Genomic DNA, 12622 nt, shown 5'->3' with positions numbered 1-12622 from the left:
AACGTAGTTTGTGAGTCGTCACGTTCTACTATCTCTGGTTGAGTAGAAGCAGAATTATCACTATCTAATTTTAGTTGAATAACTGGTGATGCTGTAGCAGTATGAGAAGGTGCAATCGCTTTTTCATTTAACGTAGTTCGTGAGTTGTCAATTTCTACTATCTCTGGTTGAGAAGAAGCAGAACTATTACTATCTAATTTTGCTTGAATAACTGGTGATTCTCTAACAGTATTAGAAGGTGCGATCGCTTTTTCATTTATCTCAGTTTGTGACTGTTCAACTTCTACTATCTCTGGTTGAGGAGAAGCAGAATTATCGCTATCTATTTTTGGTTGAATAATATCTGATTCTGTAGCATTGTTGAAAGGTGCGATTGCCTTTTCATTTAACTCAGTTTGTGAGTAGTCAATTTCTGATATTTCTGGTTGAGGATAAGCAGAATTATTACTATCTAGTTTTGGTTGAATAATTGGTGATTCTGTACCAGTGTTAGAAGGTGCGATCGCTTTTTTATTTAACGTAGTTTGTGAGTCGTCACGTTCTACTATCTCTGGTTGAGTAGAAGCAGAATTATCACTATCTAATTTTAGTTGAATAACTGGTGATGCTGTAGCAGTATGAGAAGGTGCGATCGCTTTTTCATTTAACGTAGTTTGTGAGTCGTCAGTTTCTACTATTTTTGGTTGAGTAGAAGCAGAACTATTACTATCTATTTTTGCTTGAATAACTGGTGATTCTCTAACAGTATTAGAAGGTGCGATCGCTTGTTCATTTACCTCAGTTCTTGAGTAGTCATTTTCTACTATCTCTGATGGAAGAGAAACCAAATTATCACTATCTAATTTTAGTTGAATAACTGGTGATGCTGTAGCAGTATGAGAAGGTGCGATCGCTTTTTCATTTAACGTAGTTTGTGAGTCGTCAGTTTCTACTATTTTTGGTTGAGTAGAAGCAGAACTATTACTATCTATTTTTGCTTGAATAACTGGTGATTCTCTAACAGTATTAGAAGGTGCGATCGCTTGTTCATTTACCTCAGTTCTTGAGTAGTCATTTTCCACTATCTCTGATGGAAGAGAAACCAAATTATCACTATCTAATTTTGCTTGAATAATTGGTGATTCTGTACCAGTGTTAGAAGGTGCGATCGCTTTTTTATTTAACGTAGTTTGTGAGTCGTCAAGTTCTACTATCTCTGGTTGAGGAGAGACAGAATCATCACTATCTAATTTTGCTTGAATAATCTCTGATTCTGTACCAGTATTAGAAGGTGCGATCGCTTTCTCATTTAACGTAGTTCGTGAGTTGTCATTTTCTACTATTTCTACTTGAAGAGAGACAGAATTATTACTATCTAATTTTGGTTGAATAACTGGTGATTCTGTAGCAGTATTGAAAGGTGCGATCGCTTTTTTATTTGACTCAGTTTGTGAGTAGTCAGGTTCTACTATCTCTGGTTGGAGAGAAGTAGAATCATGACTATCTAATTTCGCTTGAATAATTGGTGATTCTGTACCAGTGCTAGAAGGTGCGATCGCTTTTTTATTTAACTCAGTTTGTGAGTCGTCAAATTCTACTATCTCTGGTTGAGTAGAAACAGAATTATCACTATCTAGTTTTGGTTGAATAATTGGTGACGCTTTACCATGATTATTTGGTGCGATCGCTTTTTTATTTAACGTAGTTTGTGAGTCGTCAAGTTCTACTATCTCTGGTTGAGGAGATACAGAATCATCGCTATCTAATTTTGGTTGAATAATCTCTGATTCTGTACCAGTATTAGAAGGGGCGATCGCTTTTTCATTTAACTCAGTTTGTGAATATTCAGCTTTACCACTATCTGCTTGCGGTTGAATAGTTAGTGATGTGTGTTGTCTTGGTTGCGATGGATTGGGTAGAGCCTCATTTTTTTGATTTGTAACAGAATTATTAGTATTGATTTGTGGTTGAATTAATTTTGAGTCTTTATTATCAGAAATTGATGATATTATATGTGCTTGTTGAGGTGTGTTTGATAATTTATTTATTTCGCCAATATCATTATTTTCTATTGTTGGGTTGATATAATTCGTGTTTGGTGTGGTTACATCTATATTGGCGATCGCTTCACTTGGAGATAATCGGATATCACTGTCCTGACTTAATAATATATCTCTACTTAAACTGGAGTTACTTCCTGCTGATTTTTGTTGAATGTTGGGTGAATTTGAACTATTTTTTTTGACTTTATTTCCTTCAGAATGACTTGGTGTATTGAAATGCTGTGATTTAGATTCAGAAAAAAAAGGTGAACCTTGAAAGGAATTTTCAATGATGTTAAAATCTGTGATGACTGGATTAAAAAATATGGAAGAATCAAAATTTGATAGTGATTTTGCTCCTAATGGTGATAAAAATTTAGGACTAATAAATTTACTTCCCAAAGGTTGATGAGGTAATAAAGGTTGCTTTATCCCTAGATTTAGGTCTGGTTCTGAAGGTTCTGAACTAAAACCTGTTGTCAGATTTTCTGTCATATACTTTTAATTACTAGCAAATGAACCTGAACTATCGCGTCCTGATAAAATTGATGCACCGCCAGACCTTGTTTTATCAACTTTTAAGCCTTCATAAGTTAAAGTTAATTCTTCAATAGCAACTGTGCTAGAATCGGCGCTTAAACCTGGTGCTTTCCATGAGATAGGTACAGCACCAATTAAAGTCCAACATTGCATGGTTTCACCAGCTTGATTAAACACTAAAATATTGACGTTACGCCGTTCTATTGCGCCACTTAAAATTTTATTCATCCAATTCCAAAAGGTTAAGTCATTTGTAATTCCTCGTTTGAGAGTAACATCAGAAAAATCTGCGGGACTTAACAAGACTCGTTGTTGATTATTCACACCGCCTTCAGCAAATTTTTCAGTTTTGATATTCACACCTAAGCCTTGGCATTCTGTAAAGCAGGCGGTAATATTACTTTCAATTTCGACATAAAATCTATTAGCGGTAACATAGTTTAATTCTCGGCTAGTATTAGCCATAACTCACTCCTATCTAATTTTTAAGTCTTTCTTTTTGCTGTTGTAAATCTTCCTTCATCAGTTCATAAACTTTATCTGTCAACTTCCATAACAATTGACGATCGCACATTACCTTACCTGCTAACTTGGCAAGTTTTTTTTGCTGATTACTGTCATCGGTCATAGCTAAACAATTGGAGAAATAGATTTATATATATCAGCCAATTTGTCACATCGACAATTAGCCAATAGTCTACTTTTACTGCTTTATTGACGACTTAGTGGTACTAAACCAGTTTTCTCTAATATTTGCTGTACTTCTGCGGTTCTTAGCATTTCCGCAAATTTTTGACCGATGGGAGGACGGCTATTATCTCCTGGATACAATACAACTAATGGATAACTGAGGGGATAGCTACCTGTTTTAAATACTTGGATGTTAGGCTGATAACTGCCTTTATCATCACACAAGTCAGTATTTGGATTTATTGGCTTTCCGTTATCTTGTACTAAAGTTTGTACTGCGGCTTTATCCTTATCTGCTATAGCTAAAGGATAAACAGAACACTGACCAAATACTTGACTAAGTGTAGCAAAACCAATACTACCAATATTATCTTCTTCAAAGTCCCGCAGAACTTTTTGTAGCATTTCTAAGGTTGATAAAGATGTTATATTGATGCCAGAATAAGTAAAAGATGTGTTTGATTGTTGCTGTTGTTTTAAATAACGGAAAGTTGCGATCGCTTCTTCATTTCTGAGTACTCGCTGTTCAAATATCCTGATAGTTTCTGCGTCTTTTGGTATGTAAAGATTAACTGGTAATTTAGGTAAATTAAAGCCTTTCAGTTGTTGCCAATTAGTAATTTTACCTGTATATAAATCTTGTAATTGCTGAATACTAATCTGACCATTTAAAGCTCGTGGTAAACTTTTATCGCGCTTGGAGTAACTAAAAGCCACAAAGACCACCAAACCATCATAAGCAAATTCTTGATGTTTTAGTTCTGGAGTTAATGGTTCTACCATATTAGCGATTGCAAAATCTTTTTGCTTGTCTTTGACACTGGCGATCGCTTGTTCTATACTATCTTCTGGTTGATAGTTTAACTGTAATTTTGGCTGACTTGCTTTTAACTTTTCTTCCAGTGTTTGATTTTGCAAGATTAAATTGCTTTGTCGCCGGATAAAACTCCAAGTACTGTCTTTTTCACCAGTATAGTTAAATTTACCTCCAGGTACACCAGTCACACTTTTTAAACAGCAAACTACTGGTTCTTCCATCACAGTTTCTGGAGATTTCCATCTCTGGACTAGCCATACTATCAATCCACATAACAATAATCCCCCCAAAATACTTAATAGTAATATCGACGGACGATAAAGTTTGGCTTTGGGGGTCTCTGGTTGTTCTGGAATTATTAATATTTCCCTTGGTAAAACCTGATAAACTTGTAATAATGCTTCTCTCGCTTCTTCCGCATTATTAAAGGGCTTATCCAAGCCTAAAAGCCGGAACAAAAAAGCTTTAAATTCAAGAGTTATAGCTTGCCAATATTGTTCTTTTCTGGGGTCAATAGTTGTATCTAAAATATTACCTTGCAATAAATAAAAAGCTACATAGCCTAAATCAACTAAGTCTTGCGCTACAGTCGAAACCACAGGTTTAATAGTTGATAATTGAAATAAATTTTCCCATAATGTTAAATCTGTTAAATGAATAAAAAATTCTGCTGTATCTGCCATAATTAGCAGACTATCTAAATTAATATTACCGTGAGCGATTCCTTGTTGTATTTGTCCAGTTGGTAGACTAAATTTTTGACCGTGAAGAAATTGTAGAGTTTGTAATCCTTGGTCAAGCACACGATATACTTCCCTCTCAGACATTGGTTTATTAGTAGCTTTTAGATATGTTCTGAGAGTAGGATAAGCATCGATATTGCCATTAGTAACAAGATAGCAGCGTTCAGCAATTGGGTCAGAAATTGCATCCCAAGGAAAATTTAGCCGGATATCTTGAATTCTTCCATCAGCTAAACTCAAACCAGCCAAACGTTCAAAAGCTTGTTTCCTATCTCTGGTTTCTTCAGCGTTAAAAGCCAGTTGAGGTAATAAATATTCTTTAATAATTGCTGGCTGTTGGTCTGTTAGCTGTATTCCCTGATATAAACGCCCTAAACCGCGATTTCCGATATACTTATCTATGCGATATCGCCCTTTGTACCCCCGAAATTCAGTTTTAGCAGGGATAATCGCCGGAAAACCACAGGTTTGACAAGTTTTAGCTGTCGGGTTTTGTTCTATTGTTTTTTCTGTCCATTCACAGCTTAAAGTATTCCCCGTCCAGCAGCGATATTTGTGGTAGATGATATCCACCCCCACAGGCATTGGTGGTTGCAAAGTGACAGGAGTTAAAATCGGTTCCGGTTCTACAACTGGTGGGTTTTCTGATTTTGGGAAAAACCTCTGCGGTAATTTGGCTTTAATTTGTTCATAAACCACGACGGAAACCCTTAGCGATCGCTCTTATCTACCGCATCCTACACTGAATTTTTGCCCAAAGCCATTAGACTTTCCGCTAAAAAATTGTTTAAGAGACAGTGAAATGGTTTCCCCAAAAATCTGAGATTGAGACTTTATCCGTTGCCAGATTTTAGAGAATTAGTATTAATCTGGGAAAAATAAAGATGAGTAGTTATATTTCCAACTCGAAATCAAATTTCATACTCATCTTATGTTGAAGCTCTTATCCCTGTTCCAAAAGTTTTCTCCAAAATTGCCAACCGTTAAGACATCACTTACACGCAAAACATTGCGAAATATGACACTGCGAGTTGCAGGAGTTATATTAATTTCTACAAGTGTCAGCTATTTTCATGTGATATCTAATTTGGAAGTACAAACCAAAAAGCAGTTAGAAAAATACATCACGGAACGAGGACAGCGAGAAAGCATAAGTTTTAAACTAGCAGAAGATAATCTCACATTTTTAAAGCAGCAAATTCTAGAAAAACTTCAGCAACCAAGCAGTCGTGATTTAGCAGCAGAGTTTGATCGGCTGCATTTTCGTTGGTCAGATGGAACTTTCCGAAATGCTCCCCAAACACAACCTATCGCTGCATTTGATACAGCTCAATATCCCACGAGCTTTATTAGTCGAGATGCCCAAATGGATGCGACACTAAAACGGGTCTTTATGGCAGGTTATAACTTAGTTCAGGCTTATGGCCCGGCTTGGAGTGTGCGCTTTCCCGATACTTATTTTAATACGCCTGAGAAGAACAGTGTATTTTATTGGAAAGATGTGCCACTTAATCTAATAGGGCCTTCTGATTTTGATCTGACAAAACAAGAATTTTTTTATATAGCTGACCCAACCCATAACCCAACGCGCAAACCTGCATGGACAGGTGTGTATCGAGATCCTAATGCCCAAATTTGGATGGTATCTGTAATTGTGCCTGTGTATGATGGCGATCGCTTTCTCGGCACTACGGGACATGACATCATTCTGACAGATTTACTGGAACAAACCATCAAAAATCGCTTACCAGGAACCTACAATTTAATTTTTCGTGCAGATGGACGCTTGATTGCTCATCCTGATTACATGGATAAAATTCAGCAAGCCCAAGGTCAACTTAAGATTACTAACCTCAATGACTCTCATTTACAAACAATTTGGCAATTAGCGCAAAATTCTCACACAGGCGTAGTCGAAAATGCACAACACCATGAATTTTTAGCTATTACCCAATTAACTGGCCCCAATTGGTATTTTGTCACTGTTTATCCCAAGTCTCTGCTATCGGGTGCTGCGTTTGATACCGCTAGATTTGTCCTAATCACGGGTGCTTTGGCATTGCTGATAGAAGTCATACTCTTATTTTCTGTCTTACAAAAACAGGTGGCTAAACCACTACAAAGTTTAACATTTGCTAGTGAACAACTGACAATCGGTAATTTTGAGATTAATCTTGATGTCACTCGCCAAGATGAGTTAGGACAATTGGCTAATTCATTTAACAGTATGACTAGTCAATTAAAAAGTTCATTTATGCAACTGGAACAAGCGAATGCTGAATTAGAACAACGAGTAACAGAACGAACCATAGAGTTACAAAATACAGTTCAAGAACTACATCGCACCCAAGCTCAGATGGTACAAAGTGAAAAAATGTCTGCTCTTGGCCAAATGGTAGCTGGTGTTGCTCACGAAATCAATAATCCCATCAATTTTATTCACGGTAATCTCAATTATGTTACCAATTACACGCAAGATTTACTCGAATTAATCGAACTTTACGAGCAGTATTTTCTAAATCTACCACCAAAAATTGAAGAAAGACGAGCAGAAATTGACTTAGATTTTTTAGCAGAAGATTTAACTAAAATTCTCCAATCAATGGCAAATGGAACTGGACGAGTGAGGGAGATTGTTTTATCACTACGTAACTTTTCCCGTCTGGACGAAGCAGACTGCAAAACAGTTAATCTTCATGAAGGCATTGATAGCACAATCCTGTTTTTACAGCATCGTCTCAATACAACTAATCAACGTCCCGACATTAGCATAGTCAAAGACTATGGTATTTTGCCTCTAGTCGAATGCTATGCTGGAGAATTAAATCAGGCATTAATGAATGTATTAGTGAATGCCATTGATGCTTTAGAAGCATCATCGGCTCCAACAATTACCATCCGCACCCAAGCAGTTGAATCTGTAGTTATGATTACCATAGCTGATAACGGAATTGGTATGTCTGGAGAAGTTAAATCGCGCATTTTTGATCCATTTTTTACTACCAAACCTGTTGGTAAAGGTACAGGCTTAGGGTTATTTATCAGCTACCAAATTATCACCCAGCGACATTACGGGAAACTCTATTGTAATTCTGTCGTGGGAGAAGGTTCGGAATTGTGTATTGAAATTCCACTCAAACAAATGTGAGTCTGTAAAAATCAATATTTCTAACTGTGACTTCTGCTATTTACTTGTTGAAAAAACTACAGTCTTTAATTCCTCCCTGTAATGATAAAACCTGCCCAATAATAAGGATGATTATAAGGCTTTCTCTCAGGAACTATTTTGCTAATTCTATATAAATGGGTAGCTAAATAAGTTCTAATTCGCAACTCATCTGGATGCAGAGTTTTAATTAAATTTTCGTACCAAATAGCCAATTCGCCGGCGGTGACTTCTTGCAACCATGTAGTTGCTTCTGTTAAAGCCGTGGCTGGTGATTTGTTAACTTGTAGACGGCGATAAAATTCGATAATTAATAATGCACTCGCTGATGATTCTACATTCCACAAAGTGCTGATAACTTGCGGAACACCACCACACAGAAAACCATTTACTAAAGAGACATATTCAGTAGTGATATTTTGGTTAAGATGACTCACAAATTTACACGCCGATAGTAAGACTAAATTGTAACTAGTGAGGTTTTTTTGGCAGATTTCTGCAAGGGTGAGTTTTTCTTCTCCTGCTAATGTTAATTCTGATTTATTTTGGTCAATGAAATTGTTGATAACTTGCCCGGTAAAATGCAAGATATTGTAATCATCAGCTAAGGCTTTCTCAACAGTAGTTTTAATAGCGGCTTCAGCTTGGATGCGTTGGTGATGTTCAAACATCTGGGTAATGACTTCTGATTCCAACTTGGCAAATTTTGGTGGTGCATAATTTGTCTGTGCTGGAGATTCAATACTGAGTAATATCTGTTCTTGCCAGTTCTCTATATTTCTGGGTTGTAAGCTTAATCCTACTTGGACACTAGGCAAATAATTTGTAATAAATTTTGCGGGAAGATTGAGCATTTCTGCGTCAGAATTAGGCAGATTAAATAGCAGGTGTAAAGGCAATCTGGCTAAGTCGCGGTGCGGAATTAAAATGAGGTTGGTAATTCCTTCCAGTTCTTGAGTAATTGTGGCAATTTCGAGAATTTTTTGCAGATTTAACAGCCTGTATTCCATCTGCGATCGCCAAACATGATTGCCTTTAGTTTGGGGGTCTTGGGCTTGTTCACAATAATCTTGATAAGTTTTATGCCAATCTTCTAACCAATGTTCAAAAGCAATCAATCTTTGCGTTGCTTCTGGTAATGGTAACTCTTGTAAAGGCTTATTATTTGCTGCTGAAATATTACCTCGTGCTTGCACAGGAATAAACACCAAAATTGGCGAAGGAGCGCCATCTTTAATAATAAATGTGTGCAGTGCTGCTGGGCTAATATGCCAGTAAATAATTGCCGTGTGGGGGTTCAGTAACTCTTGAACTGAGTTATAATTCAGAAAATAAATTTCATTTTGCCAGCCAAACAATAGCCATTGCAAACAAGCATTTTTAATTTGTTCTGCCAATTCCCAAGCTTCTACTAAATCACCAGATTCTACTAAAAAGTCCACGCCTAATTGCCCAATTCCCGCAAATTTTAGCGCCAACTGTTTTTTACTTTCTTCAGAACGTGCAGCATCACTCAACAATGCTTGCAATAAATTAGCAGCCCGTTGTTGTAATTCTTGGGCTTGGGTAATTTGTCCTAAACCTAACAGAACTTTAACTAAAGATTGAAGTATTTCTAAATGTAACTGGGGAAATCCTTCCCAACTGAGAGTTAATAAGGCTTGGTTGTATTCAAATACAGATTTCCGCCAATGTTGACGAGATGCAGATTGTTTCTTACCTTGCTCATAATGGGTGTTGCCAATCGCCAAATGTAATCTACCCCAACCTTCTGGGTGAGTGTCTGGGCGGATATGTTTTAACCCTTGTTCATAGCTGGCGAGTTTACCTATATAACCGCCTTGTCTTAAAGCTGGGTAATTGATGGCGACGCTGGTTAATAAATTGAAGACATAACTTTCTGGTACATGACCAATTGCTGTCCCTCGACCAATCCAAGCTTCCCAATAATCAAGTTTAATTTGTAAGGCGTTGTCGTAAGCAACGATCGCCTCAGTATAGCGTTCCAAATAAAACAGAGCGACTGCTTGATTATACCAAGCTAAATGAAAGTCTGGTTTAATGGCGATCGCTTTTTCGTAAGAAGATATCGCTTCTTCCCGCCTGCCTAAGTTATCTAGCGCCACGCCCCGGTTATACCAAGCCAAATAAAAATCCGGTTGGGCTGCTAAGGCTTTATCCCAAGATGCGATCGCCTCTGACCACTGTCTCAAATTAAACAGCACCACACCCCGGTCAATCCAGACTTCGTAATAATCGGGTTGCAATTCTAAAGCTTGATTATAAGAAGCGATCGCATCTTCATATTGTTCGTTAACCGCTAAAGCAATGCCTCGGTAATACCAAGTTTCCGGGTCTTGGGGTTGCAATTCTAAAGCTTGATCGTAACTGGTAATGGCCTCCCACACTTGCCCCAACTTCAACAACGCCAAAGCCTTACTCGCCCAAGCTTCGGGGTAATTGGGGTGAACTTCAATCGCCTGATCAAAAGATGCGATCGCTTCGGCAAATAATCCCAATTCTCCCAGCGTACCGCCACGATTGTACCAAGCTTTGTAATGGTCTGGTTTCAGATCAATTGCAGTGTCATAAGCCGCCACCGCTTCGGCAAACCGTTCTAAATGGAACAAAGTCAAGCCACGATTAAACCAGTATTCAGGGGATTCCGGTTGTAATTCAATGGCACGGTCGTAAGATGCGATCGCACCTGCCAAATCCCCCGTTTTGGCTTGTTGTAAACCTTGATAAAACCAAGCTTGGGCTTGAATTGCCGTATTAGCTGGATTCGGCGTAGTCGGCAAAGTAGGACTAGATTGTGTTGTCAGATTAATTGCCAATTGCTGTACTAAATGGGCGCTTTGATCCAACCTGCCCAACAATTCATCTAAAGTGTAGGCCACAGTGGGATCTAAATTTGCCAGATATTGATCCCAAGCATTTTCAGAAATACCTGTTCGCGCTAGTCTGGCTGGTTCATCTGGATATTCTAGTGACAATTCACCCAAATTACCAATCACATCTTCTGCCGCCGGAGTTAAAAAAGCCACGGTGGCGGGGGGTGCAAATTCTTCTTCTGCGGTGTCTTCCCTGGTTGCTGTTTCCTGAGATGGTGCGGTGGTGAATGCTTCCCCAGTCTGTGTATTCACGTTTTCTGTAGTCTGGGGTGGTGGACTATCTACCAATTCTGCGGCGGTATCTCCCCAAAGACTAGCAGCTAAATTATCTCTTGCCGTTTCTGGTGCATACTCCCAAGTGGGAATATTTGTGTTTTCCGTGGCGTATTCTAGAGGTGGTGGACTATCAGTCAATTCTGCTGTGGGATCACCCCAAAGACTGGCGGCTAAATCATCTGCGCTAGTTTCCTCTGGTGTGGTGGTAAACGCTGACCCAGAATATTCCCAAATCGGGATATCTGTATTTTGGGCGTGTTCTGCTTGGGGTATGGTACTAACTACAAATTCTTCCCCTGTATACTCCCAAATAATTTCTGCGACATTCTCTGTCGAAACTTCCGAGGATGATGTCATATCTGCAACCTGATTAACTGCATTTTCTGGAGGTTGTGCAGTTGCTTCCTCGTACTCCCATAGCGATTCGCCCAGATTCCGCAGTAAATTCTGCCCAGGAGTATTCGTTGTTTCATTCGTTGTCGAGACAACAGATTGTTCCTCAGCAGCTTCTTCCCAGTCATCGGTATGACTCGTCATTAAACGAATACCAATGTCATAGGAAAGTTCACCAACTTTGCCGATATTGAGTTCTCCTAGTTGGATCATCTGCGAGGCTAACTGCTGATTAGGCGGCCCAGAGGAGATTAACAATCGTTCACCATAAATGAGTAACCAATCTATCCAACGTTCGGTACTAATTCGGTCTTCCATCCGTTGGAGATATTTGATTGCCCATTGTTGTCCCCGTCCTTGATGTACCCCTTCTAGCAGTTGGGTAAACAGAAGTTCCAAATCAGCATTAGTTAATTCAGGAGGTGGTTCTACCATTTCCTGTTCGCTAACAGTTTTTAAAGTCTGTTTACTACTAGTGGGCTGGTTTGAATGTGTTTTAAGCCACTGCCATAGCTGCGTGAGCATCTGCACATACTCTGAAGGTTTTGTTTATCCTAGATTGTAGCGATCGTTATGTCAAAAAACGCTAGATTTGCGGGAAACCCACTGCCATTAACGGGTTTATCGGGTAGATGTTTATCAAAAATATACAAAACTTTGTTAGTTGTTATAGCAGGAGGCAGAAGAATTTTAGATTTTGGATTGCCGTTAGCGCAGCGTTAGCGAGTCCGCGAGCGTCTTTTAGATTGAAAGAGTTTCCTAATCAGGACTTACGCACAAAGATTATCTGTAGAGATTGGGTGAAAGGGTGAAAGGGTTTGGGGTGTAAGGATTTTGAATCAGTACACACGCCACTTGGCTCAAGTCGGGAAACCCGCCCACGCCAGTGGCTCCCCTATACCCCTGAACCCCTACACCCTCGCCAAAACCCTTGATTTTTGGTTTTTATGCGTAAGTCCTACTAGTCTAAAATCCAAAATTTAAAATCCAAAATTGATTCACTCAGCACTTTCACGCTCGGAGGTAACAGTATTACTATTGCTAGTTTTTAAGCTCTCAATCTAAAATCACAAATCCAAAAT

General features: G+C 38.6%; 6 protein-coding genes. 1 reads left to right on the top strand and 5 read right to left on the bottom strand.

The genetic code is table 11. From position 1 onward, the window contains the following. From H6G79_RS13115 to H6G79_RS37640, 4 genes are all read right to left on the bottom strand, one after another. Window positions 1-2516 (bottom strand): hypothetical protein (locus H6G79_RS13115; RefSeq protein ID WP_191049358.1); only part of this gene is annotated, 2516 nt, incomplete at its 3' end. 6 nt (window positions 2517-2522) lie between these two features. Then, window positions 2523-3026: a phage tail protein gene (locus H6G79_RS13110; RefSeq protein ID WP_190590165.1), complete on the bottom strand. Its 504-nt coding sequence runs from the start codon at window positions 3024-3026 to the stop codon at window positions 2523-2525. A gap of 13 nt (window positions 3027-3039) precedes the next feature. Beyond that, window positions 3040-3189 carry a hypothetical protein gene (locus tag H6G79_RS13105; protein ID WP_190590166.1) on the bottom strand — a complete coding sequence of 50 codons (150 nt, stop codon included), beginning with the start codon at window positions 3187-3189 and terminating at the stop codon, window positions 3040-3042. A gap of 83 nt (window positions 3190-3272) precedes the next feature. Then, on the bottom strand, window positions 3273-5510 hold the full coding sequence (locus tag H6G79_RS37640; protein ID WP_190590167.1) for a substrate-binding domain-containing protein: 2238 nt from the start codon (window positions 5508-5510) through the stop codon (window positions 3273-3275). Window positions 5511-5829: 319 nt separating this feature from the next. Here H6G79_RS37640 and H6G79_RS13095 point away from each other — a divergent pair, with 319 nt between their 5' ends. Next, window positions 5830-7959 carry an ATP-binding protein gene (locus H6G79_RS13095; RefSeq protein WP_190590226.1) on the top strand — a complete coding sequence of 710 codons (2130 nt, stop codon included), beginning with the start codon at window positions 5830-5832 and terminating at the stop codon, window positions 7957-7959. A gap of 65 nt (window positions 7960-8024) precedes the next feature. On the opposite strand, the gene H6G79_RS13090 is transcribed toward H6G79_RS13095, so the two are convergent. Next, the gene (locus H6G79_RS13090) at window positions 8025-12065 is read right to left on the bottom strand and encodes a tetratricopeptide repeat protein (RefSeq protein WP_190590168.1); all 4041 of its coding nucleotides are present in this window, start codon (window positions 12063-12065) and stop codon (window positions 8025-8027) included. Window positions 12066-12622 lie beyond the last annotated feature (557 nt).

The organism is Anabaena sp. FACHB-83, assembly GCF_014697485.1.
Taxonomy (GTDB): domain Bacteria; phylum Cyanobacteriota; class Cyanobacteriia; order Cyanobacteriales; family Nostocaceae; genus Nostoc_B.
This window is presented reverse-complemented; position numbering and strand designations above follow the sequence as displayed.

Excerpts from the sequence above, each read along its gene's own strand:
- H6G79_RS13110 (WP_190590165.1), bottom strand. The coding sequence starts at position 3,026 with ATGGCTAATACTAGCCGAGAATTAAACTATGTTACCGCTAATAGATTT.
- H6G79_RS13105 (WP_190590166.1), bottom strand. The coding sequence starts at position 3,189 with ATGACCGATGACAGTAATCAGCAAAAAAAACTTGCCAAGTTAGCAGGT.
- H6G79_RS13095 (WP_190590226.1), top strand. The coding sequence starts at position 5,830 with ATGACACTGCGAGTTGCAGGAGTTATATTAATTTCTACAAGTGTCAGC.
- H6G79_RS13090 (WP_190590168.1), bottom strand. The coding sequence starts at position 12,065 with ATGCTCACGCAGCTATGGCAGTGGCTTAAAACACATTCAAACCAGCCC.